The sequence below is a fragment of the Bacillus sp. FSL M8-0166 genome (assembly GCF_038008825.1).
Taxonomy (GTDB): domain Bacteria; phylum Bacillota; class Bacilli; order Bacillales; family Bacillaceae; genus Bacillus; species Bacillus safensis.
Window position 1 is genome coordinate 1 of sequence record NZ_JBBOZZ010000003.1, and the last position, 21,578, is coordinate 21,578.

29 protein-coding genes are annotated in these 21,578 nt (G+C 42.0%); 2 read left to right on the top strand and 27 right to left on the bottom strand.

Annotated features, from left to right (window positions below):
- Positions 1 to 212: 212 nt before the first annotated feature.
- Positions 213 to 374, bottom strand: a complete 162-nt coding sequence (locus tag NSS92_RS19030; RefSeq protein ID WP_340870275.1) for a RapH phosphatase inhibitor — start codon at positions 372 to 374, stop codon at positions 213 to 215.
- A complete protein-coding gene (locus tag NSS92_RS19035) occupies positions 364 to 1,482 on the bottom strand; it encodes a Rap family tetratricopeptide repeat protein (protein ID WP_340870277.1) in 1,119 nt (372 codons plus the stop codon). The genes NSS92_RS19030 and NSS92_RS19035 overlap by 11 nt, the downstream gene beginning before the upstream one ends.
- A 320-nt stretch (positions 1,483 to 1,802) precedes the next feature.
- Between NSS92_RS19035 and NSS92_RS19040 the strand changes: the two genes are divergently transcribed.
- Positions 1,803 to 2,102: a YolD-like family protein gene (locus NSS92_RS19040; RefSeq protein ID WP_340870279.1), complete on the top strand. Its 300-nt coding sequence runs from the start codon at positions 1,803 to 1,805 to the stop codon at positions 2,100 to 2,102.
- A gap of 39 nt (positions 2,103 to 2,141) precedes the next feature.
- On the opposite strand, the gene NSS92_RS19045 is transcribed toward NSS92_RS19040, so the two are convergent.
- The 17 genes from NSS92_RS19045 to NSS92_RS19125 form a co-directional block, all read right to left on the bottom strand.
- Positions 2,142 to 3,005 carry a hypothetical protein gene (locus tag NSS92_RS19045; protein ID WP_135032775.1) on the bottom strand — a complete coding sequence of 288 codons (864 nt, stop codon included), beginning with the start codon at positions 3,003 to 3,005 and terminating at the stop codon, positions 2,142 to 2,144.
- Between the two features lie 418 nt (positions 3,006 to 3,423).
- Positions 3,424 to 4,233: a peptidoglycan recognition protein family protein gene (locus NSS92_RS19050; RefSeq protein ID WP_340870282.1), complete on the bottom strand. Its 810-nt coding sequence runs from the start codon at positions 4,231 to 4,233 to the stop codon at positions 3,424 to 3,426.
- A 56-nt stretch (positions 4,234 to 4,289) separates the two neighbouring features.
- Positions 4,290 to 4,553 (bottom strand): phage holin, encoded by a 264-nt coding sequence (locus NSS92_RS19055; protein WP_340870284.1) that lies wholly within the window; start codon positions 4,551 to 4,553, stop codon positions 4,290 to 4,292.
- 15 nt (positions 4,554 to 4,568) lie between these two features.
- Positions 4,569 to 4,781: a BhlA/UviB family holin-like peptide gene (locus NSS92_RS19060; protein WP_008344062.1), complete on the bottom strand. Its 213-nt coding sequence runs from the start codon at positions 4,779 to 4,781 to the stop codon at positions 4,569 to 4,571.
- A gap of 61 nt (positions 4,782 to 4,842) precedes the next feature.
- On the bottom strand, positions 4,843 to 5,031 hold the full coding sequence (locus tag NSS92_RS19065) for an XkdX family protein (RefSeq protein ID WP_106156812.1): 189 nt from the start codon (positions 5,029 to 5,031) through the stop codon (positions 4,843 to 4,845).
- Complete coding sequence (locus NSS92_RS19070; protein ID WP_226803876.1) at positions 5,021 to 5,368, bottom strand: XkdW family protein; 348 nt, start codon at positions 5,366 to 5,368, stop codon at positions 5,021 to 5,023. The genes NSS92_RS19065 and NSS92_RS19070 overlap by 11 nt, the downstream gene beginning before the upstream one ends.
- A 10-nt stretch (positions 5,369 to 5,378) precedes the next feature.
- Positions 5,379 to 6,572 (bottom strand): hypothetical protein, encoded by a 1,194-nt coding sequence (locus NSS92_RS19075; RefSeq protein ID WP_340870289.1) that lies wholly within the window; start codon positions 6,570 to 6,572, stop codon positions 5,379 to 5,381.
- 17 nt (positions 6,573 to 6,589) lie between these two features.
- Positions 6,590 to 6,973, bottom strand: coding sequence for a phage tail-collar fiber domain-containing protein (locus tag NSS92_RS19080; RefSeq protein ID WP_106065091.1), 384 nt, complete (start codon positions 6,971 to 6,973; stop codon positions 6,590 to 6,592).
- A gap of 12 nt (positions 6,974 to 6,985) precedes the next feature.
- Positions 6,986 to 7,909, bottom strand: coding sequence for a YmfQ family protein (locus NSS92_RS19085; RefSeq protein ID WP_340870294.1), 924 nt, complete (start codon positions 7,907 to 7,909; stop codon positions 6,986 to 6,988).
- A complete protein-coding gene (locus NSS92_RS19090) occupies positions 7,896 to 8,942 on the bottom strand; it encodes a baseplate J/gp47 family protein (protein ID WP_340870296.1) in 1,047 nt (348 codons plus the stop codon). Before NSS92_RS19090 ends, NSS92_RS19085 begins: the two co-directional genes overlap by 14 nt.
- Positions 8,935 to 9,363 (bottom strand): DUF2634 domain-containing protein, encoded by a 429-nt coding sequence (locus tag NSS92_RS19095; RefSeq protein WP_340870299.1) that lies wholly within the window; start codon positions 9,361 to 9,363, stop codon positions 8,935 to 8,937. The genes NSS92_RS19090 and NSS92_RS19095 overlap by 8 nt, the downstream gene beginning before the upstream one ends.
- Positions 9,363 to 9,644: a DUF2577 family protein gene (locus tag NSS92_RS19100; protein ID WP_003212795.1), complete on the bottom strand. Its 282-nt coding sequence runs from the start codon at positions 9,642 to 9,644 to the stop codon at positions 9,363 to 9,365. Before NSS92_RS19100 ends, NSS92_RS19095 begins: the two co-directional genes overlap by 1 nt.
- Positions 9,641 to 10,735, bottom strand: a complete 1,095-nt coding sequence (locus tag NSS92_RS19105) for an XkdQ/YqbQ family protein (protein WP_340870302.1) — start codon at positions 10,733 to 10,735, stop codon at positions 9,641 to 9,643. Before NSS92_RS19105 ends, NSS92_RS19100 begins: the two co-directional genes overlap by 4 nt.
- 11 nt (positions 10,736 to 10,746) lie before the next feature.
- Complete coding sequence (locus NSS92_RS19110; RefSeq protein WP_340870304.1) at positions 10,747 to 11,409, bottom strand: LysM peptidoglycan-binding domain-containing protein; 663 nt, start codon at positions 11,407 to 11,409, stop codon at positions 10,747 to 10,749.
- Positions 11,402 to 16,381, bottom strand: coding sequence for a transglycosylase SLT domain-containing protein (locus NSS92_RS19115; RefSeq protein ID WP_340870306.1), 4,980 nt, complete (start codon positions 16,379 to 16,381; stop codon positions 11,402 to 11,404). Before NSS92_RS19115 ends, NSS92_RS19110 begins: the two co-directional genes overlap by 8 nt.
- Positions 16,382 to 16,384: 3 nt before the next feature.
- Positions 16,385 to 16,531 (bottom strand): hypothetical protein, encoded by a 147-nt coding sequence (locus NSS92_RS19120; RefSeq protein WP_095117862.1) that lies wholly within the window; start codon positions 16,529 to 16,531, stop codon positions 16,385 to 16,387.
- Positions 16,532 to 16,560: 29 nt separating this feature from the next.
- On the bottom strand, positions 16,561 to 17,010 hold the full coding sequence (locus tag NSS92_RS19125) for a phage tail assembly chaperone (protein WP_340870309.1): 450 nt from the start codon (positions 17,008 to 17,010) through the stop codon (positions 16,561 to 16,563).
- Positions 17,011 to 17,195: 185 nt separating this feature from the next.
- Here NSS92_RS19125 and NSS92_RS19130 point away from each other — a divergent pair, with 185 nt between their 5' ends.
- Positions 17,196 to 17,252 carry a putative holin-like toxin gene (locus NSS92_RS19130; protein ID WP_229200408.1) on the top strand — a complete coding sequence of 19 codons (57 nt, stop codon included), beginning with the start codon at positions 17,196 to 17,198 and terminating at the stop codon, positions 17,250 to 17,252.
- A 216-nt stretch (positions 17,253 to 17,468) separates the two neighbouring features.
- On the opposite strand, the gene NSS92_RS19135 is transcribed toward NSS92_RS19130, so the two are convergent.
- Genes NSS92_RS19135 through NSS92_RS19170 form a run of 8 tightly spaced genes read right to left on the bottom strand, consistent with a single transcriptional unit; the run spans position 17,469 to position 21,574 of the window.
- On the bottom strand, positions 17,469 to 17,912 hold the full coding sequence (locus tag NSS92_RS19135) for a phage tail tube protein (protein WP_340870313.1): 444 nt from the start codon (positions 17,910 to 17,912) through the stop codon (positions 17,469 to 17,471).
- A gap of 1 nt (position 17,913) precedes the next feature.
- A complete protein-coding gene (locus NSS92_RS19140) occupies positions 17,914 to 19,260 on the bottom strand; it encodes a phage tail sheath family protein (protein ID WP_335350960.1) in 1,347 nt (448 codons plus the stop codon).
- Between the two features lie 2 nt (positions 19,261 to 19,262).
- Positions 19,263 to 19,445 carry a hypothetical protein gene (locus NSS92_RS19145; RefSeq protein WP_340870433.1) on the bottom strand — a complete coding sequence of 61 codons (183 nt, stop codon included), beginning with the start codon at positions 19,443 to 19,445 and terminating at the stop codon, positions 19,263 to 19,265.
- A 25-nt stretch (positions 19,446 to 19,470) separates the two neighbouring features.
- Complete coding sequence (locus tag NSS92_RS19150) at positions 19,471 to 19,926, bottom strand: phage portal protein (protein ID WP_340870318.1); 456 nt, start codon at positions 19,924 to 19,926, stop codon at positions 19,471 to 19,473.
- A 4-nt stretch (positions 19,927 to 19,930) separates the two neighbouring features.
- Positions 19,931 to 20,437, bottom strand: coding sequence for an HK97 gp10 family phage protein (locus NSS92_RS19155; RefSeq protein ID WP_340870320.1), 507 nt, complete (start codon positions 20,435 to 20,437; stop codon positions 19,931 to 19,933).
- Entirely contained in the window at positions 20,434 to 20,790 is a 357-nt protein-coding gene (locus tag NSS92_RS19160) for a DUF3599 family protein (RefSeq protein WP_340870322.1), read from the bottom strand. The genes NSS92_RS19155 and NSS92_RS19160 overlap by 4 nt, the downstream gene beginning before the upstream one ends.
- A complete protein-coding gene (gene yqbG, locus NSS92_RS19165; protein ID WP_340870324.1) occupies positions 20,787 to 21,179 on the bottom strand; it encodes a protein YqbG in 393 nt (130 codons plus the stop codon). Before yqbG ends, NSS92_RS19160 begins: the two co-directional genes overlap by 4 nt.
- Positions 21,180 to 21,184: 5 nt before the next feature.
- Positions 21,185 to 21,574 carry a YqbF domain-containing protein gene (locus NSS92_RS19170; protein WP_340870326.1) on the bottom strand — a complete coding sequence of 130 codons (390 nt, stop codon included), beginning with the start codon at positions 21,572 to 21,574 and terminating at the stop codon, positions 21,185 to 21,187.
- Positions 21,575 to 21,578 lie beyond the last annotated feature (4 nt).

The window sequence follows — 21,578 nt, forward strand, 5'->3', positions numbered from 1 at the left end:
GGGGCATTAGCTCAGCTGGGAGAGCGCTACGCTGGCAGGGTGAACGACATCACCCGAAGCAAACAGACGTTCTCTGAAAAAGACTGATTTAACAAGGTTCTATGATGAGCCTTTCTGAATAAATATTTTCATTTCTGAACAAAACTGAAAGGGTTGGTCCCCAATCCGTCCCCATAAAAAAACAGACCATGCAGGGTCTGTTTTAATTTTGCCTATACGTTTTGAGAAGTTGTGTTTCGATCGATCATAGTCGTGTTTCGATCGATTTTTTGTATTTCTATCGATGTCGTGTTTCGATCAGTTGCAATAGTGTACAATCCTGCAGCTGCAACCACAGTTAGAGCAATCATCGTAAAACCCTTCTTAAAACTCATACAAACAATCCCCTCTCTGAATTTTGAGTTGTGTTTCTAATACCTTTTGATAAGCAGCTGTTGCTTCTTCAAATTGACCTTGTTTCCCATACTCATCTGCATACACTATATAGCATGCCTCAGCGTAAGCGAAAAGCTGTTTCTGTTCTAGATACTGAAACACTTCGGCCAGCTGCTCCTCATTTATATTATTAACATAAACCGCTTCTAAGAAGGTAAATAGATTTTCATAAAGCTTATTAGGGGCTTCCTCAAGTATATTAGTTCCTTGTTTTAAAGATGCTTCTCCTTCTTTAAGTCTTCCTGCTTTAAATTGCGTACAGCTAATCGCAAAATACAATTTGGTAAGAAGCTCCGAATCATCATCTGCCTTTTGAATAGCCTTCTCAAAATAATTGATAGCTTCATCCCATTGACCGTCTCTATCAAATGTATGGCCAATATTCAAAAATGCTTTAGTTAGGATTTTTTGATCTCCAATTTCCTCTGCAATTTTAATTGCATTCTTTAGATGAGGAATTGATTTATCGTGTCGAGCCAAATCATCATAATTTCCTGCAATTACAAATAAGCATTGAATTTTTCTAATCTTGTATAACTCATACTGATCGTAAATTTCAAGCGCCTTAATGATATGATGCATGGAAACATGAGTTTGTTTCATAATATAGTAGGCTTCAGCCACCTTGAAGTGAAACTCGGCTTGCTCAATTTCATCTATAACTAGCGTAAGTTGTTTCTCGGCTATTTTATAGTATTGGATTGCCTGTACATATTCTTTTATACTGAACTCATACATTCCGCGAAAAAACGCGTTGTAATACTGCAGCATGCCGGACAATTTATGATTGGAGTTTTCTATTTTATCAACTAAGTCTGCAATGGATATAGAGCGCTGCTCTGAGGGTTTTATATAATCAAGCATAAGTTGATGGCGAAAGCACATCAATTGATAGTAAATCAGTAAATCCTGGTCTTCTTCCATTCGTTCAATTTCTTGTTCTACCTCAGCTTTCAAAATCTCAGCATCTGGAACACTGAATTGCCGAATCATTTTATACCATTCATTTATTTTCACACCAACATGTGAAGAAAGAACTTTCTCCATCCCTTACTCCCCTTCCACAAAATTCCCTTATATTACATATATTATTACATACAGGAATTTACAAAGCACCGAAAAGATACCGCAAAAAGAACAAAAAAAGAGCTCCTGCAAAGGAGCCGTGTGAGTAATACATGAGTAATAGTGGATTGATAAAGAAGTAAATCATTGAAATATACGAATTTTTTAAATCCCCGTTTCCGCGGGTAAACCGTATATAAATTTATTATAACTCAAACTTAGACACAGAACAAACATTCGGTTATAATTCCTTTTGAGGTGATAGTATGTGGGATGATCGGAAGGATCAAAACAGGTGGAAGATGAAATTCATCTTGCCTGAACATAACGAGGCATTGCGTCAATTACACCTTGCGAAGCAGAAGATAGAACGTCCGGTATTAAGCGAAGAACAAGTCGAAGAATTCGAGTTCATTATATCTTCGGCAATGAGCGAAGACTTGCCGCTGGATTTTGAGTTATATGATGACGGCTTTGTGCGCAAAGTAAGCGGGCGCATTGTATATGTGGATCATCTACGAAAGGAATTTCGTGTGAAGGATGATAGTGGTGACACAAACTTTATACGGTTTGCAGATATACTAAATGTAAAAACACCCTAACAATGAGTAAGGGTGTTTTTTAGCGAGGTAATTTATTATTTATAGTTTTTTTTGCCCTCCATAAGTAGCACCATTAGAACCAGCACCTACATACACTTCGGCAAGACCAGAATTGAACACAACTCCTCCAAATTTAAAACCTAAAATGGCTTCTACATAAATCCTTGTATATACTTCCCTATAAACGTAATTACCTTGGTCAGCAACTCTTGATGCGCCCATTTTCTTTTCTTCAATAGATAGCAGGGAACCAGCGATAAACTTTCTATAATCTCCATCTTTGTGTACAACTTTTACTGTTTTCTTTTTCTTGTTATACTCAAATTTCCCTTCAGCCCAAACATTATATACCCTAGCGCCACCGAGTACAGCATAAGCTGTAGCTGTGTTTTTTTCCATGTTCGTAACAGCTTGGGTACTTGCATCTTTTGAAGTTGAGTTGTCCGGAGTAGAAGTGTGTTCCATCACTTCTATGTCACCTATATCTCCGAGAAACACTCTTACAGTAGAGTTATCTTTCTTAAAAGTATAGACTTTTTCAAGAATATCCATTTTATTTAGTTCTTCGTCAGTGGAATATTGTAGTTTAATATCCTGATCTTTTAATTTTTTATACTTTTCTTCTAGTTCAGGAAAGACATCAAGTTCATTTAATGAGGTGTTTTTTATTCTCTGAGGTGTTGGGTATTTTTTGTAGTGTTCTTCGATGGCTCTATCAATTTGATCTTTAGTAGATTGTTTTGGGAGATTGTCAAAGGTGTGTCGTAATAATGCTACATTGGTTTCTAGGTACTGCCTAATTTCATCTTTTTCAGATGTTTCAGATGCCTCAGCTTTTGGGTTAAATCCAAATAGACTAAACACTAACGGCAAACACAGGACTAAAGTAGTTAATCTTTTCAATTTTGTAATCCTCCTATTTATTACCTCGCTTTCTACAGACTTCTACAAGATATTATCTTTCCCTCCCTTTTTTTACAAAATTATAAAACGTATAAAACAATAAGAATATTAAAGCTCCTATTGATAGAATATATACTGCTATCAATAATTGTGGTATGTACAAATTTATTAAGTAGATAGCGAAAACCGTTATTATCATTAGGCTGATTAAACGTATTATAAAGATCATTTTTTTTCCCCTTTCTCAATACGTATTAACCCTTATTTTAACAATAAAGATCATGAATATATATAGGAATATGTATGTTTTTTATTGGTGCAAATGCTTTAGATTTGTTAGAAAGTTTACTTGTTTGACCTTACTAATCAACAAACAAAAAAATCCCCCATCCTACAAAGGACAGGGGATTTACTTCATTCATTTTTTTAATGCTTTTTGAAGAGCTGCTTTAGTCTTTGGACCATAGATGCCGTCAGCAACAAGACCATGCATGAGCTGGAAGCGTTTGACCGCATTCGCTGTCTTTGGACCATAGTATCCGTCAATACCGTTATTTTTTGCGCCTTTATCGGGGTAGTAATACACAGCAGCCAGAGCCTCCTGCAATGCTTTTACTCCAGCGCCCTTTGTCAAAGGCTTTGTTATTTTAATGATGCCAGATGGTAAGTTAAACGTTTTTTTAGGCTTACTCGCTTTTGGCTTGGATGGTGTGTTTTTTACAGGTGTCGCCGGCTTCGCTGTTGCCTTTTCCCCTGTATGAGCGGTTGCAATACCCGCCTTGAAGCTGTCCCAGCGATTAAGCAGCTTTCGTGGACATTGTTTACCGCTCCATCTTTTATGGGGAACAACATTGGCCAACGGAATACCTTGATCCTGCATCAGCTGACGAATTAGCCATTGAGCGTTTTCGACCGCTTTTTCAAAATTGCCGTCTACGTTTTCGCAAATCTCAATGCCTATCGACTTCATGTTTCCGGTTCCCCGACCGTCTCCCGCATGCCATCCGTTTTCGTTCAAAGGCAAATGTTGATAGATACAATTTTCATCCACCGTGTAGTGCCAGCTCACCGCTGTACTAGACCTTTTGACAAATGCAGCGTGACTCGCTGCGTTGGCGCCTTTGGACGTATTTGCAGTGTTATGAACCGTAATATATAAAGGTTTCATATAGTTGCCTGGTCTGTTCCCGTTGCTCTTTGAAATATAATCTTGAATGATCTTTACCACGTTCATCGTCTCCTTTGATCAATTTAATATAAAAAGAGCCACCTCATGGCAGCTCCTTACTTCGTTAATCCTTTTTGTTTCAGGACTTCTTTTTGTAACTTGCCTTTGTCAGTCACATAGTTGTTTTTAAACCATGCCACCAGGGTTGTTACGATTGTGAAGATCATTGAGAAAGCAAGGTACAACGTTTCAGCCAAAGATGTCACTTGGTCCTCGCTGATCGGCAAGATTGGCTTGCCAAATAGAATTAACGTTTGGTTGATCAATGCCATAAATAGAAGCACCGTGCGGATCACCGTGCCTTTGTCGAAGTTTTTCATAATTGTTTCCCCCTATTATTTTAAATTCCGTTCAATTTTATCGAGTTTGTCGATCACTACGTCGTACTTCTCACTAAACTTTGCTAACACATCATTTTGCGCCTCGATTTGCTCATTGAGCTTGTTTTCTCTTTCCTTTGTTGTGTTTAATACGTAAAACAGTACCCAACAAAAAAGAACCGCAAAGGGTCCTTGTGTCATTAAATATTGAGTCAAATCCATTTCCACCATACTCACCTACTCCTTCACTTTGTCCACCTCCTTAAAGAAGGCAAAATAAAAAGCCTTTCTACTCGGCTTCTGGCGTTTTATATACTTCACCGGTTATTTCTTTGTATTGATCATGTGTAACATATTCCTCTTGAACGCCCTCTTCTAGTTCTTCAATTGAACAATCCTTAAACGACATTGCTTGTTTAACCATTTCAGTAGTGGCCCATTTATAAAATAACGCTAACACCCAGAAATTAAGATTCATCTGTAAACCCTCCCTTTAATTTAAGGATTTCTATTCGCATTTCTGCAAGCTGCTGCCCTAACGTTGCATTTACTCTTTCTGTCTGTTGGCGAGCGATTTTTTCTTTCGCTAACTGTTCTCCAATAAGAAGCAATTGTTTTTCAACCTGAGTCATAGGCTGTTCATTGTCTAATTTCAAATACTCTTGCCATGCAGCATCCAACTCTTCATCTGAAGGTATAGGTTCGGTTAATAACCACTTGTCTATAAATTGTCCTTCTCCATCATCCCGAACCGAATAATCCTCACCTAGTTCCGCATTTGGGTATAAATATTTGATCGCTAGCGCCTTATTCATTTTTTCCCTCCTATCTCAATTGAGACATCGTTACATAAGCTGTGTTTATTGATACTGTTTTGTTGGTCCCTCTTGGCGTTATATAGAAAGTTACCTTATCTCCAGCTTTAAATTTTTGTAATAAATAAAGCACGCACGTACTTGATGATGTCGCTGGATTCCAGTTTCCAAACCTCTGGTATTCTGATCCGTTGACATAACAGGCCAAGATATTATCTGATCCGACTGTAATGTTATTACTAGTGACATAAAGTCTGATCAAATAAAGCCCACTGTTTTTCAGTGTGATTTCAGCACGAGAGCGGTTATACTCTGATAATTCATCCGCTCGTGTTGCGCCAAAAACAAGCTTTGTTGCAACATTTTCTGCGGCTGAAATAGATGAATTATCTTGATCATAAGTATCAACAAAAGTGCTGTTTGCCATATCCTCCACTGTTAAAACTTGTTTCCACCCTTTAAAGACGCCGCCAGTATGAACGGTTCCGAACCAGTACAGATTGTCAAAACTTCTACATAAACGAATGTCTTTTCTTGTTTCTGCGCCTTCAACATCAATATTGAAGTACGATGAATCGTTTGTCGTCGGTTTGTTTGTAAGGTATTGACCTGCTGCATAATAACGACCAGGTGGTAAAGACAAGATATCGGTTCCATTCAAAACAGTTGGAAGCGGCTTGCGATCCCCGGAATCTTGCGTCAGTTTATAGAGTTGGCCACTGTTCCATTTATCTTTTTCAGCTGCTGTCGGAAGCTGCGTCCAAGTGATAGATATATGGGTAGAATTATAGTAGAAGTAATAGGCATTACCTGACGTGTCTACCGCAAAACCGGTTCCGATGTTGTTTTGGCCAACAGTCTGTATTCCTCTCAAATAGGCGTTACTAGGCGCTGGAGAATCCTCTACACCTGGGGCTGCAATGAAAGTACAGGTCCCTTTGTCTTTAATAGCATCATAAATATTTTTGTCAGCTGGAACAGAAATCAAGTATTTGCCGTCATCAGCTGTGATCTTATATATCTGCGATTCATTCCATTTCTTCTTCTCTGCTTCAGATGCATGCGGCTTAGTATCTTCAATATGGCCAACGAATTGTTCTAACAGCCCGGCATCATTTTCAAGTAATACCTTCACCATGTCATTGAACAGATCCGCATGAGCTTTGTCGCTTGTTTCAAACACTTTAGGAGATTTAATATCCATCGATGAGCACTCCTTTCCTAGTAAATATCATCAATCTCAAAGATGAATTCAATGTCACCATCTTTTTGCTTGTCTGTCATGGTACGGATGGCCGTAAACTTTCCATCTTCATCAACAAGAGCCAATTCGTTGATGACTTCTCCAGCAAGCTCTCCTTCAGCAATGGTGCAGGTGTAGCGAATTTTGGCTGGTTCCATAAATTTATAGGAATCAATGTCCTTTTGAACAAGTTCACTCTTTAATTCTTGTTCTGTGCCATCCAAGGAGATTGGTTTCCCGTCCTTCGTTCCGCCATTCCCAAAAGCCATCTTGACCACTTTCGTGAGCTTAGTTCCCTCCGCTCTAGCCTTTGCCATTTGTTGGCGAGCATAAAGCGTTGTAACGGTTAATTGATCAGCCATTATGATCCTCCTTTATAAATCTATTTTTTTGGATGTGGCAGCTAGATATTTTGAACCGTCTAGCGGTACCGATCCATCAAGCGTCCAATATTTCTGCTTAATGGTTACACTTCCGCTTTGCTCATTTGATACATAAGCAACCATACGGAATGTCATTTTCTTTTTTTCTTTCAGTACATTTTTTAAACATGATCGAAGTCTAAGAGACGCTTGTTGATTAGTTTCGTGTTTGGCTCCTACCATGACATATTTTGTACGTCCAAGAACTTTCATTTCTTTTTTCAGCTTCATGGCCATCTTTAAAGATTGTCTAAAATGTACTGGAATATATGTTGAATTGCGCGATCCGCTTAGATAAAAAGTGCCATTAAGTAAAAACTCCCCATTAAGCAGGATCGGGATGTGATCAAAAAATCCCACTCTGCTGCGCAGTGTGAGCCGGTTGTGATAGTCTTTGATTTCATGAACATCCGTATGATGAATGCTTGTGAATTTGTAAGCCAAGTGCGCAGGCTTTAAGTTTTCAAGCGTTTCTACAATGTACCTTGTGTTTTGAAGATCATCTAGGTTCACCCGTAACGAGAAATGATAGCGGCCTGTCGTTAAACGAACCACTGCGCTAGGGTTCTTCAAGAACCGATTCACCGCTCTTTCTAGTGATGCATACGTGATCGGTGGAATGTTGGACATCAGATTCAAAATACGTGCCCTCCTCAATTCAATCGAATCACCTGATTCACGCTGCACCTTCAGCATTCTTTCCCATCGATTCAGACCCCATGTGGCAGTGATCGGAAAAAGCTGATCAGTCATATCAAAAATAGAATCGTCTAGCATTTCCATTTCAGGAGTTTCGGATTTCATGAGCTCATCAAAATCTGTGATCTCCGTTAGATAGGAGGGTAGATAGGCTTTCATATCATCATACTTGCTCATTGACGATCACCTGCCCTAGACGCGGGATTTCAATGTCTTGGAGGGGCAAGTTTTTGGCTTCACCGTTGATCAAGACATCCGCATAATCAGACACACTATCCGCATGATACAAAATGTCGTTGATCGCTGACATTCTGATCACATTCTCCTCGAAAGCAAGTGATTTTAGGAGAGCCTTGATCTTCTCCTCTATTTCTTGTTGAGCATCTTCAAGTGAATAGTCCATTTTAAGCTCCACTGATAGGGACACCTCAACATCTTTCCACTTAGCACTCTCGATGGTTGCGGTGGCTCCAATCGGTGCTTGGCCTTCTCCTTCGCCAGGAACCGGATCAATGTACTCCTGTACCTTATTGACAAGCAGGTCCGTCGCCACATCAAAATTCCCGTCAGTGATGACAACTTTTACTGTGCCTTCACCATTCCAAAGAGGAAAAACCTTTGCCCTGCCCACTCCTTCAACTTCTTCAGCCCACTTTTTATAATGTGCTTTATTGGCACTGACAGCTTCTCGCCTTGCCCTCATCAAGTACCTTTCATATAGAGCTTCATCGTCTTCTTCTTCTTGACCAGGTATTTTCAGCTCCTCGAAAATGACTGATTCTAAACCCGGTATGTTATCGAGCGATAGGAGCGGCAGTTCTGCAAAATTCCCGTTGCCTACAGCACCCGTCGTTTCACACTTCAGCGTGCCGTCAGATTGATATTGAAAGTACAAATTGTCGATATAGAACCTTGATCCAGTTGGTATTCTGATAGTTTTAGGTGTCACATCAACGGACCATACAGCACTTGTGGCCGCTTTACGTGTGATCCCCACTTCAGCAGCTCGTCTATCTAAAAATTCCCCCTGAGCTGTATCTGCAAAGACAAGATCGAATACCTGGTCTAGCCATATATAAGATTGAGCAAGTTCGGCAGCTGCAGGAGCCAACGCATTCCATATCACGCTGTTTTCTCTTTTATCTATGTCATCAGGTATTCTTTCCAACATGCGTTCCATGATGGCTTCATAAGACTGTTCTTCAAACATCTTCGCCAATCACCTCCTCGATCTCCAAGGTTCCTTCATCTGTCACCACTTCAAATATCACCTTAAAGGCTGCCCCCTCTTTAATGATTTGAAAATCTTGCACACTTTCAATTCTTTCATCTACTAAAAGAGCTTCTTCAATGAGCCGCGGAATCTCCATCTCCTTGTATTCATCCGTTGATTCTTCATCAGACACAGCTTCTTGAACCTCACATCCTACATCATGGCTATAAACAGCATGTGAATATCGTTCCGTTCTTAAGGCCATATAGACGAATTGGCGAATGGCATCAAGACCATTGATCTTTTCATTGGTTAGACGTCCTGACTCGAAGTCGATACGGTAGGTGGTCGAAGGTTCAACAATATCCTCTTCGTCCTCATCCAAATCCTCAATCTCTTCTTCAGGTGAAAGAGCCATTATGAACCACCTCCTACTACTTTATCTAAGATGTAAAACGTTTGTCCGCCTGTCATCGCAAGGACCATGACACTATCGCCTTCTTCTAGCTCATCATCTTCTCCCTCGTCTAAGCGGGCTGGCCAGATAAGAAGTTCTTCAGGAATGATGAGTTTATCATTCTCATTGAGTCGAACACTAAGAGGGGAAACAGACACCACATCACCAAGTATCAAGTCAGTTGGCGATTGTGCATCCACAGCATCGACAGCCAATCGCTTAATTGCCTCGCTTAGTTTCATGTCTGGTTCCCCGTTGGGATCGTATTCTTTTCAACGACATCAATCGTCATGGTGTGTTTGGTTCCTTTGAATTCGTGACTATCTTGATCGATCCAGTACGTTTTTTTGATACCGATATCAGGAATGATGATGCGTATTGGCATGCCGCTTTGTAATCCAGGAATACCTAGAGCTTGAATGCTTTTCAGCTCTTTTTTTACGCCTTTCCTTTGAGCCAGACGGACATCTGCTCTCTTTTGCAGCTGTGCTTGGTTGATCTCCCCTGACACTCTTTCGACGTGCTGCAGGATGCCGTATTTGCTTCTAGCAGCACTATCATTCGCCACAGCCAGCATCTCAATCTCTTTCTTTTGCGTGACCATCTTTGGTTTTTTTGGCTTTGTTGGTTTGGTCGTTTTCTTATCTTTGTCAGTAGTCTTAGATTTCTTTTTTTCCTTCTTCAGCACCTTAATTTTATCCACGTGTGTTGCTCTCATCTTCACACGTGTGGCCGTTTCCTCAATCGAGGTGCTGTACTGATAATCAATGAGATTCACGCCTGATTCAATGACCCATACTTCGGACGGATCAGGCCATGCTCTCAGCCCCATCTTGCCTTTAGCAGAATAGATTTGATAGTTACGTCCTGTTTGCTTTTTTGTTTCTCTTAAAGCCTGCAAAATGATGTCATAAAGGCTTGTATCGTTTTTGAATACAAGTGATTTAATGACATGGCCAGTGTTAGCGATTGACGTCATCGGGATCTGAAAATCTTGACCAAGCCGTTTCATTATCTGATCAGCTCTCTTATTTGCAAAGACATAGACATCCTGGTTCTTCACCAAATACTGAAGCATGTCGTAAGCAGTAAAAGTGAGCTTTTCGTCCTTCGGCGTTCTTGCAAAGACTGTACCTCGAAAGAGTTCTTTTCCTTTCCACTTGAAAAGAACCGTGTCACCCTCTTTGATGCTGTAATATTTTTGTGAACCCTGTTTAGTCACGATATTTGCTTGTATAGATCGGGGAGCTTGATACCTTTGACCACGAAGCGTGACGCTCTCTGTCACAAGCTCATACATGGTCCCGCTCCGCACTGCAAAGAGTTCTATCAATCGGATCACCCCTATTGTGGTATTTTTAATTTTTGACCAGGAAAAATCCAATGCCCTGGTTGTCTAATATTGCGTCTACTTCTTTTGATCATCGCGGCTTTATTCGCATTCCAAATGCGCCGCCATTTTGTGCTATCACCATAGAAACGGCCAGAAATATCCCACAAGGTATCACCCTTTTTAACGGTGTACACTTTTGGTGCGCCTTTTGAGCTGCGTTTTTTGTTGCTCTTTTTGGCTTTCCGTTTGATTTTTCTAGGTGATGCGGTTTTGTATTCTTTTAACTGCAGCGTGAATTCACGATCGCCGACGTCATACGTACCTTCATTGTGATTGAAGCTTTCTATGCTGCATTGCATATTGATTTTGGTTCCAGTAACGATAAAGCGTACAGGCTTTTTTGACTTCATGAACCGCTCTATTTTGGCAATTGCATTCTCTGGTGATGGAATGCTTTTATATTCAGCGATCGGTGTATACTTCTTCGGAAAAAAGGCTGTAAATGAAATTTGGCGAGCCCCTGGTACATCCAAGAATGTGAGCTCGCCAAAAGAGGCGACCTTTACCGTTTCATTTTGTACGTTGTTATTGAGTTCCAATTTCTCAGGAAGAACAGGGAATCGTAATTTGTCCTTCCCTTGCGAAATCCACAATTGATATTTTGATTTAGCCATCGATCACGACTCCCTTCGTTCCTGTGTTGATTTCATTCTCTAACTCATCAATGAGCATCTGCTTGATCTTCTCTGCAAGGTTTTCTGCGTCTTGGCCATTATGATAATGCTGCTCACCATTAAAATTAATGATGATCTGTTTTGATCTACCTGAAGCAGACGGTGCATTTGCTGTGCCAGCTGTTACTGTTTGCACCTGCCCTTGTGAAAGCTCAGATGATGCAGCAGTGGCCGGATCGTATACGTCCATTCCTAAAGCCTGTGCAGCTTGAGCCAACAAGTAGCGACCACGTATGCCACGCTCTTCAGGAATAATCCATTCACGCTTGTTTCCTTCACCGACTCTAGCGATTTGTTCTTGCGTGATTAGACCACCGTTTGCATACCCCTTATATGGTCCACCATTTCTGATGCTTCTCAATCCAGGCGTATTATAGACACTTCCATATCTGCCTTTGATGTAATTGATAGCAGCTGCAGCATTATGGATCGGGTTCCAGATGTTATTCATGCCGCTTGCCTTGTTAGAATTAAAGGTCGGATCAATGGTCTGCATTAATCCTTTAGACGGCGTTCCTCTCTTGGCGTTTGAATCCCATAGGTTGATTGCTTTCGGGTTTCCACGTGACTCATTCTGCGCGATCGTCATCAAACCAGGTAGCCAGCTCATTGATGTGCCGGTTGCCATTAGAGCAGCCATGAGCCATTGTTGAACACTCAGGTTAGATGCACCCATTCCGCTAAACGCAGCGATTAAGGAACCCGCTTGATTCTCAGCGAATTTCTTCACGTCAACCGAATCAAGACCTTTGACGACACCGATCGATGCAAACTTTCCAAGACTCATCATGACACGTGAAGGAGAATGAATGTCTAATTCTTCGCGGAAGGCTTGTTCCACTTTCTTGGCCATGTCCTTGGCTGCTTGTGTCACTTCACTTCCTTTTGACCTCATACCGCTGTTAAATGCGTCAATCAGTCCAGCTCCCCATGTAGGAGACTCTTGGCGAGCGGATAAGAAAGGTTGTCTAACATTTTGATCTAAGAATTGACCTGTGCCAGTTGGTGTCATGTTTTGACCTGCCGCAAAGCCGGTGACAGTTTGTGCACCATACAGCGGAGTCGCTGCCTGAATTTGAGTAAATGGCTGCTTGATATTAGCTTGTTTCCATTGCTCCATTGAGATGACTTTATTATTTAGTCCCTTCTCGAATTCAGACGTGAACTGTTCCCCGTATTTTGATGCGTTGCCCGCGTCTCCAATTGATACCGATCCACCTGCAGAAGTGGAAACTGATGAAGCGGCTGCCGGTCTCATTGGAGAAGATGAGCTTGCTGGAGATGTTGGTGAAGCACCGCTTGGCATAACAGACATTCCAAGATGAGAAGCAGCCTGTGCAAGCAGCATCTTTCCGCGCCCTCGGTTATTTTGAGTTGGAATGACAAATTCGTTACCAGCTTCACCGACCCATGATAAGGTTGGCTGGGTGATATAGCCGCCTGTGGCTTTCTGATCTGGCTTTTTCCCCTTAGTAGGGACTTTTTTCATACCTGTTTTTTCTTCGCCTTTTCTTTCAAAGAAACTAAATCCTTTTCCAGTAATCTCTTTTGCTTTACCAACTACTTTACCAACTAAACCGAAAAACCCATTCCATATTTCTGTTAATTTTTCAGCATGTCTCTTCAATGGTTGAAATACTTTTTCATCAAACCATCCACTCACTACTTTCCATATACCTTTGATGATTCTCCATGCATCCTGAAATTTCTCCCACACGAAGGTAATCGCTGGCTCTGCATACTTTTTATATGGTTGCCACACATACTCATCAAACCAAGCTGCAAGCACCACCCATGATGTTTTAATCCGGTTCCATGTAGTGTTAAACAAGTTCCAGATAAACATGATTGCTGGCAAAGCGTATGTTTTAAACGGTTGCCAAACGAAAGTATCAAACCATACCGCAAACGTGCCCCATACGAATTGAACCCAATTCCAGAACTCGGTTAGTTTATTCCACACCCATACAATGGCTTCAATCGCCACTGATCCAAATGGTTCCCAGACGTAAGTCATGAACCATGCTGAGAAAACGGACCAGGTGATTTGTATCCAGTTCCATAATTCGGTGATCTTGTTCCATACAAGAGTGATAGCAGCTACTGCGATTTGTCCGTACGGAGTCCATACGTTGTCCATAAACCAAGTTGATGCAGCTCCCCAGACGGTACTAATCAATTCCCATCCCACGACAAAAACACCAACTACAAAGTTGATGATTGGTACTGCAAAGTTATAAATAGGGAGCCAGACGTTATTCATAAACCATGAAGAAAGCTGACCCCATTTCTCTGTGATCCATGTCCACGTATCTTCGAAGAACGTTGTAATAGGTGTTAGAACATTATCATTGAACCAACCGGAAACAGTGCTCCATGTTTCTTTAATCCATTGGACTGCATTTTCTGCACCTTTGACAAGCTCATCCCATTTCTTCTTGATGGTCCCGTCATCAAACATCTTACCGATCCAGTTACCGAGATCGCCGCCAAAGATGCTGCCTAATACTCCACCGATCGCTGTTCCGATACCAGGAGCGATCATTGTTCCTATCGCGGCACCACCGATACCGCCACCTAGATTTCCAGCAAACCCACCGATCTTTTCACCTTTGTTGTCATTATTCATACCGATTAACTCTGTTGCAGCAATCAGTGTACCGAGAATAGGAATACGTTTTCCGATACTCTTTGCACCTTTCCCGATACTGCCTAAAAATCCACCGCCTCCACGTCCTTGATTTGGCATTGTCGGTGGTCGTACAGGCTCACCTCTATTAATCCAAGGTTGATGATATTCAGGTGGCCTTGGGTTCCTTGGCGGCCTTGCTCCACCAGCTCCGCCAATTACACCACCGCTTGTTCCTGCTCCCATTCCTCCTCTTAAACCTTTGCCCCATTTGTAGACAGCAAAAGCTCCTGAAAGAATGGATTTAAGTGGCTTTAATAAAGTGGCAACTTTTCCGAGGAATGCGAGCGCAAACGCATTAGCAATCAAAGCACCAGCAATTGAACCTTCGCCAGTAAGGGCATTTAAGTTGATCTCACCGATCTTCTTAGTGATACGAATGCCTAATTGTGCAGGATCAAGGGCTTCTAAAAATGATTCTATGAAAATACGCCCTGCTTTGGCTCCTGCATCAGTGAAACTGTCCTCGGATGATTTGTCATCAATACCAAGTAGACCGTTGATCACGCCGTTGATGATACCGCCATAAGTCTTCCCGACATTCTCGGCCATTTTGAAAAGACCTGGTTTCCCAGTCTTATCCCACCACGCTCCGAAAACATCCTTCGTGTTATCAAGGACGAGCTTCCATCTTGTCTCAAAGCTCATATCTCGATATTTCTCAAGCTGTTCAAAGTGCTTCTTCAACTTAGGATTGTCTTTAAATTTGACCTTCAGTTCTTTCATTTGCTTCTTGGAGAGTTTTTCTCCAGGAAACAAAATCTTAAACTGATCTCCAATAAATCCGAACACGCTTTTGGTCGGATTTAAAAAGCTCTTCGCAAAGGCTTTACCAGCCTTTTCAGCTTTGTTAGAAAGGTCAGTCAATACAAAGGAATATTCTCCACGCCACGTTCTGAACGCTTCAAGAGCAGGCTGAAATGCGGCTGCAAGTCCTTTACCCCAAGGCATAAGAATGCTGTTGTTGATGAATGATTTGACACCCAGAAATAAGTTGGCCAAGTTGTCCGACATTTTGATCATCATGTCATTGTATTTGCCGAATTCCTTCGTGACTTCCGGCCAAGTTTTATTTATGTCCTTGCCGCTCTTTGCAAGTTTTTCGAGCTTACCTCTGGCATCACCAGAGATCGCCCCCATTTCTTGCAGAGCTGCCGTTGCGTCACCGATAGGACGCCCCGATTTAATGCCGTCATATAAACGCCCCATCCATAGCGCAACTTCGGAAAATGGCCGTTGAACACCTGCAGCAACGTCCCCGACTAGTTTCATTCCTTCTGTAGTCGATAGAGCGTTCCCTGTGAATACTTGGAGAACACGACTTGACTCGAAAATCTCATCACGAGTAAATGGCGTTTGTCCTGCGAAGGCCGTCAGTTCATCCAAACGTGCATCTGCTTTCCCTCTGCTGCCGAGAAGTGTTTCAAAAGCTGTGGTCATGTTCTGTCGATCCGCTACCATTTTCAGCGGCACAACAATACCACCTGTTGCACCGGCACCGACTCCAAGCAAACCAAGTGTGCTAGTCACAGCTGACACAATCCCCCGTAATGGCTTTGTGATAAGATCAAGGACCTTAATTGTGGTTGTGTAAGTCCGTCCCAAATGGGTATTTGCAAATGAGACAGCCCCACGAACTGGAGCGGTGAAAAGATCAATCGCATTAATCGCCACCCTGTATTCAGTACCGAGGGTATTCCGAGTATACGACGCTATACGGCTTACCGTGCGCCGGACCATATCAACGGCTCTAATTGTATAGCTGTAGCCTCGACCAAGTTGACGTGCTGCATAGGATGCAATACGTTTGATTCCCGCTGTTGCCCGATCATAGACCGTTATGGCAAACCGTTCTACTTTGCCAAAGTTACGGTTGATATAACGACGCAGCCTGACAAGCCCTGGTGTTGCCTGATCCTTAATGCGCATCAGCACGCTATGAGTACGTGGCATCTTGCGTTGTAAGAAGCCATTGAACTTTCGCAATGCTTTTGTGGCCAGATCATTTACATCCAGTGTCAGCTGATATGTTCGCGCAAGGTCACGCAATACAAATCGCTGCACACGTCTTAATGCAATCGTGGCATTGTCCCTGATCCTTAAAGTGATTGGCCGCTCTGATCTGCGACGCAATCTATCAAGCCTCTCCATATCTCCTCTAATCAAACGCAATTTACGCGTGATCCGGTCTTGTAAATCAAACCGAGCTGTCAAATGAGCCATGTCTTATCCCCCTTTCTTTGATTCTTTTTCTAATACTTCGAGTTTGTGGGCTATTAACCCAAACAAAAAGGCTTTGAATTGCCTTGGCGCTTCATAAACCTCTAAAAGCTGGGACGGGGAATAATGAAGCTCATGCATGCAGTAATACAAATACACAGCCTCTTTATTCCCGTCCTTTATTAGTTTTTTGCTTCTGTTTCAAGGTCTTCAATTTCATCTTCAAACCCGTTGACCTCAATGGCTTTGTTTAACCAGTTCGCATATTCACCGCCGACAGATAGGACACGCTTTGCCACTTCGACCGGATCTTGTGTGCCGTATGCTTCGCGCAATTCTTTTGACTTAAAGTCAGGATGAATAGTTGATTCAACCGCAATACGTGCATAGAAGCGTTGAGAATCCAAGTCTTTCACACGTCCTCGACCTTTGACATTCTTGTAAGTCGTGTTTTCTTTCTCCAGTTCATCAATACGTTCAGTTGTAATGGCTTTGAAGACGAATGGTATCACTTCACCCTTTTTATCAACAAAGCGTTTTGAAATGATTGATTTGATTTCTTCTGTCTCAGCTGTTTGTCCTGGCATAAAGAATGAAAGATCATATACGTTGTTTGTTTGTTTTTCGCTCATGTTTAAAAACTCCCTTTGATTTGTTTTTTTGAATACAAAAAAGCACATCCATTTTTTGAATGTGCTTTCCAATCTTTTCATGTATAATATAAATCGTACATATGAACGGCTTGCTCAAGGGTGTCTGGCTCATCCCCGATAGGAAGGGGGTGATGCTCATGTCAACGTTCCAAGCGATTTCCCTAATGCTTTTATTCGGGATGTTTATCCTTGCTTTGTTGACGTATATAAACAAAAAATAGACTCCCCTTGAGCTGTGGTAGGTAAAAGGGAAAGTCTATCCTTAATACTATCAGATTGATAAGCCAGCCCCTTGAGGGCCTCATTGTACATCGCCGGGATGTTAGCGCATCCTGGCTTCTTTTTATTCTACGCAAGTTGCAATTTAGATAAACCAACCGCAACAAATAATTATATATTGATTATATATTCGATTCTTCTATAAATCAAACTAGAAGTTAAAAAGAATCCTTCAGCTTTTCAGGAAGATCAAAGTCCTCAAACGTGAAAGGAACCTCTTCTTCCAGTGCTTCTGAATCCACATCAAGCCCTGCGATCTTTGCTGAATCAAAGTTCACATCAAACAATGTGACACGCTCGGTGCCGCGGCCAGACGACTTATCATCAAGTACAGCTTGAATGGTAAAGTACGAATCTTGTCCCTTCTTCACGTAATTTAACATCAACTGTACGAAACGTGATGTGACTTTATAGAAAGTCGCTGTGCCAGTACCATTCGCACCGGTTGTCTTGTGACCGGTCATACGACGGCCCATTACGTTAACTTCTGATTTGTTTTTCTCCACGTTCGCTTCAAACGTTTTAATAAACGCCAATTCCTCACCATCGAGGAAAAGACGCCCTTCCTTACCTGAAATGGTATTTTGAGCTTTAAAAGCCATCTTATTTCACCTCTACATTGAAATAGAATTTTTCAGCTGCATCAACAGGTTGAACAGCTAGATCAATCAAGAAACCGTCACGATCTTCATTTAAAGCGATCGTAATATCTGTTTCAGAGTCAAAGCCAGTGATTCCAGATCCATCTTGGAGCTGCGTGAGATATTGCGTGATGAGTGTTTTCACCAGCTGCAGCCCATCATCAGATGCCGGAATGTCATTTCCGTTGGCTTTGCGTAATTTAATCAGATTCTTCAATTCACGAGTGAGATCGTTGTTGATCGCATCGAGCACTCGGACAATTTTGTTTTTCCCGAATGTCTTGTTCTTCTCGGTTGTGTAGCTTGTCAGAGAGTTGATATCTTTCTCGACGCTCACTGTCCGATCACGCGCATCAAACGTGAACAAGAATTCGCCTTGTGACAAGCGGTATTCAACTTGATCATTATCAAGACGCTCTAATGTATCCACAGCACCTTCATATTCAACAAATGTCAGTGACTGATTGAAGTTGGCTCCTGCAGATGCACCGGCCACCCATGCAGTTGCTTTGGCTGGCGTGATCTCTGTACCGTCTTCTAGCAGCACACCGCTTGTGACATTGATAATTCCTTCGTGATCAGCTGCGTAGTTTGGCAATACGCCTTGTATCTTCCGACCTTGATCATCACGCAAACGCTTGACGAAGGCCACAAATGTCGCTTTTAACTGCTCACTAGTGTTATTAGGCAGCGCGATCACGTCAAAGTATTCTGTTTCAGCTGCTTCAAGGAATGCTGTGTAATCTGCCACGCTTGGCACACCGTTTTTCCCACCGCTCAGTGTTACACCAGCAGTGATTGTCACTTCACCTTCACCAGAGAATGAAACATATTTGTTTTGCTTCAGCTCTTTGACATCAGTGACAACCTGCTTATCAACAATGTCTGTACCAACGTAAGTCACCACATCACGCTTGGAGCTGTCCAATACGTTTTCAGTGACTTGGATCGTGACCTCATTACCTTTCTGTCCGCCATAATTGGCAAGAACGTTGAAATTCTCGCTGATCTGAGCCTTTGCAGGTTCACCCTCATTCAAGCGATATAAAAGAACCGTCTGTGCTTTTTTCTTCGCTTCTCGGAAAAGAAGCAGTGATTTGTCATCGATGTTTAACCCGACTTTTTTATTTAAGTCCTCGATGCCTGAGATAGAGATGAACGTCTTAGGCTCTCCCCAACTCATCGTGATTGGAAGCGCAACGGTGCCGCGATCGCCTAAAGTAATTCGCTGCTGTGCTGTGGTTTTGAAATTGAAGTAGATACCAGGACGCTTTTTCTCTGTACCTGGTGTAAAAGTACCTCCATTCATGCTTAAACCTCCTTAGACAAAAAAGCATCAATCTGCTTCTTTGCTTCTGTTTTTGTAATTGGTTGATCTTTGATATAAAAAAGAGCACCTTCAAGAATTTCTGGCTTTACGCCAAACAATTCCTTGCTGTGCTCCTTTAAGGCTTCAAATGAGAACCCCGGTTCCTTTGGAACAACTGGTGTCACTTTCTCTTCTTTCACCGGCTCGCTTTTATTCTTGGCCACTTTTTATCACCCCATCTGAAAAATTTATGTCGTCTAGACTTGGCTGCGCGTCTCGGTTGTACCAATAGGCGCTATCCCATGTGAGGACGATCGTTGCCACGCCTTGATCACCATTCCTAGTTTCTGCTCTCTTGATTCGCATATATTGATCGAGCGGTTCACCGTCTTCAGCAACCATCTGAATGATATTCCGATCAGCTGACAAGGCATCTACAATCGATTCAGCTGCATCATGAGCCTGCTCAGAGTCCTTGTGAAACACTTTAATATGCAGCGTGTAGGTTTTAAGAAACGTTGAAACAGTATCGTTTCTTGTATTGACCCAAGCTGCCGGAAAGTACATCGATGGGACCTGGAACTGTTCCGGAATTTTCTTTTCGTAGACCTTCACAGGAAACTTCCTATAACAATAATTCATGATGGCGCCGACTTCTTGATTCATCTAATCACCGCCCAAATTGTTCATCGATCCATTGCTGCAGCTTGCGGTCCAATGATTGTTCAAACATCTGTTCAAAGATGGATATTGCATTATCCCAATAGCCGCTACCCTCAACCCATTGAAATTTCAGGAGCATTCCTGTTTCAGCGTTTGGATCGTATTCAAAACGATCACCAACCCATCTGCCAGGAACCCATCGACTATCCTGATTTTTACTAGGATCAATCGTAAAGTGTCCATCGTTTGTGTAAGATGCATATTCCAAGTTGGTCCCTACATCCAACGTCAGGCTGCCACTGCTCATCGAAAAGACGTTTTCTTGGTCTCCCTTTTGAAATGAGTTGAGCAAACGACGAGCATCTACTGTTTTTGTTCGGATAACTTCATCCTGAACAATATCTAGAAACTCATATCCCATTCCTTCAAGCCACTCTTCATATTCTGCTTGCAATCCACCATTCACCGCCGCATTCAAGTCCTCAATGAATTGATCAAGACCATCTATCCTCATAGGCTTTCACTCCTCGTGGCTACCACCTCAATATGATGGTTTTTAATCTTCCTGGGCTTTTGCAATTTCAGAGCAATGCCCTCCCATACTACTTTGTCATTTACTCGGACATCAGCGGTAATAGGAAAATGAACAAGGTACGATTGATGAATGGTTGCGTTTGGCTCCTGCTGTGTGATGGATTGGTTTTTCTCCGTAAAATAACATGGCTGCGCAACTTGATCAGGCCCATCAGGATATGAAAAGATCGGCTGTGCATCTTGAACCGGCACGCCAAAATGATTATTTGACAGCTGCTCTGTTTGCAAGTGATATATATCGCATCGATCCGTTAATAATGATTGATAGCTCATAGCGATCTCAACCTTAATTTGACGTTACCTGGATCTTCTGGCGGTTCTCCTGGCTCAATGAAATCTATCAACAGGTTATACACATCTGGTTTTGAAACGGCGTTCCCGTCTGCCAGTGTATAAGAGTAGTCGCCAATCTTTTCTGACTTGTACCCTTTGATGATTGATTCATCCCCGTTGATCAGCGCGAAGAACTGCGCCATTTTAATCAATGCGATCTTCGCCTTTTCAGGAAGCGGCTGATATTTTTCACTTGTGAAATCATGACCTGCGATCTTAAATACCTCAGCTTCAGCCTCAATGATGTCACTTTCCAATAGTTCATCCGAGCGGTTTTTCACGCTCTCGAATACGCTATACGCCCTAACTTCTTCAGGAGAGATCAGCATCAGCCTTACTCTCCTGCTTTTTCTTGTTGCTTGAGGATGAAGGCAATTCTTTCACTTTCATTCTTGAACTCAGACGGATCGCCGCCAAGATCAACAATAACGGCTTCTTGTCCATCTTTTTTCATTTCCTTCAATTCAGTTTCAGTGTAGATTTTTTGTTCTTGTTGCGGTTCTTCTTCGGCCTCTTTTGGTTCTTCCTCTTCCGATGGCTTTTCTTTTGTTTGATCATCCGTTTTTGGATCATCAACAGGAGCTTTCACTTCCTTACAAGAGAAAAAATCATTGCCATTGAGATATTGAAAGACCTTTTTCTCAATTTCTTTTTCCTGATTTAAAAGAAAGACATGACCCATTACAGAGTATGTCTTTCCCTTGATCAATTCAGCTGTGTACATATTG

Bases quoted from the DNA above. Each gene is read 5' to 3' on its own strand.
- NSS92_RS19150 (WP_340870318.1), bottom strand. From the start codon at position 19,926: ATGAATCAAGAAGTCGGCGCCATCATGAATTATTGTTATAGGAAGTTT.
- NSS92_RS19135 (WP_340870313.1), bottom strand. From the start codon at position 17,912: ATGGCTTTTAAAGCTCAAAATACCATTTCAGGTAAGGAAGGGCGTCTT.
- NSS92_RS19115 (WP_340870306.1), bottom strand. From the start codon at position 16,381: ATGGCTCATTTGACAGCTCGGTTTGATTTACAAGACCGGATCACGCGT.
- NSS92_RS19170 (WP_340870326.1), bottom strand. From the start codon at position 21,574: ATGTACACAGCTGAATTGATCAAGGGAAAGACATACTCTGTAATGGGT.
- NSS92_RS19155 (WP_340870320.1), bottom strand. From the start codon at position 20,437: ATGAGGATAGATGGTCTTGATCAATTCATTGAGGACTTGAATGCGGCG.
- NSS92_RS19070 (WP_226803876.1), bottom strand. From the start codon at position 5,368: ATGAATAAGGCGCTAGCGATCAAATATTTATACCCAAATGCGGAACTA.
- NSS92_RS19140 (WP_335350960.1), bottom strand. From the start codon at position 19,260: ATGAATGGAGGTACTTTTACACCAGGTACAGAGAAAAAGCGTCCTGGT.
- yqbG (WP_340870324.1), bottom strand. From the start codon at position 21,179: ATGCTGATCTCTCCTGAAGAAGTTAGGGCGTATAGCGTATTCGAGAGC.
- NSS92_RS19035 (WP_340870277.1), bottom strand. From the start codon at position 1,482: ATGGAGAAAGTTCTTTCTTCACATGTTGGTGTGAAAATAAATGAATGG.
- NSS92_RS19110 (WP_340870304.1), bottom strand. From the start codon at position 11,409: ATGGCTAAATCAAAATATCAATTGTGGATTTCGCAAGGGAAGGACAAA.
- NSS92_RS19160 (WP_340870322.1), bottom strand. From the start codon at position 20,790: ATGAGCTATCAATCATTATTAACGGATCGATGCGATATATATCACTTG.
- NSS92_RS19125 (WP_340870309.1), bottom strand. From the start codon at position 17,010: ATGAGCGAAAAACAAACAAACAACGTATATGATCTTTCATTCTTTATG.
- NSS92_RS19065 (WP_106156812.1), bottom strand. From the start codon at position 5,031: ATGAATCTTAATTTCTGGGTGTTAGCGTTATTTTATAAATGGGCCACT.
- NSS92_RS19075 (WP_340870289.1), bottom strand. From the start codon at position 6,572: ATGGATATTAAATCTCCTAAAGTGTTTGAAACAAGCGACAAAGCTCAT.
- NSS92_RS19100 (WP_003212795.1), bottom strand. From the start codon at position 9,644: ATGAAACTAAGCGAGGCAATTAAGCGATTGGCTGTCGATGCTGTGGAT.
- NSS92_RS19040 (WP_340870279.1), top strand. From the start codon at position 1,803: ATGAAATTCATCTTGCCTGAACATAACGAGGCATTGCGTCAATTACAC.
- NSS92_RS19090 (WP_340870296.1), bottom strand. From the start codon at position 8,942: ATGTTTGAAGAACAGTCTTATGAAGCCATCATGGAACGCATGTTGGAA.
- NSS92_RS19095 (WP_340870299.1), bottom strand. From the start codon at position 9,363: ATGGCTCTTTCACCTGAAGAAGAGATTGAGGATTTGGATGAGGACGAA.
- NSS92_RS19030 (WP_340870275.1), bottom strand. From the start codon at position 374: ATGAGTTTTAAGAAGGGTTTTACGATGATTGCTCTAACTGTGGTTGCA.
- NSS92_RS19080 (WP_106065091.1), bottom strand. From the start codon at position 6,973: ATGGCTGATCAATTAACCGTTACAACGCTTTATGCTCGCCAACAAATG.
- NSS92_RS19085 (WP_340870294.1), bottom strand. From the start codon at position 7,909: ATGAGCAAGTATGATGATATGAAAGCCTATCTACCCTCCTATCTAACG.
- NSS92_RS19055 (WP_340870284.1), bottom strand. From the start codon at position 4,553: ATGAAAAACTTCGACAAAGGCACGGTGATCCGCACGGTGCTTCTATTT.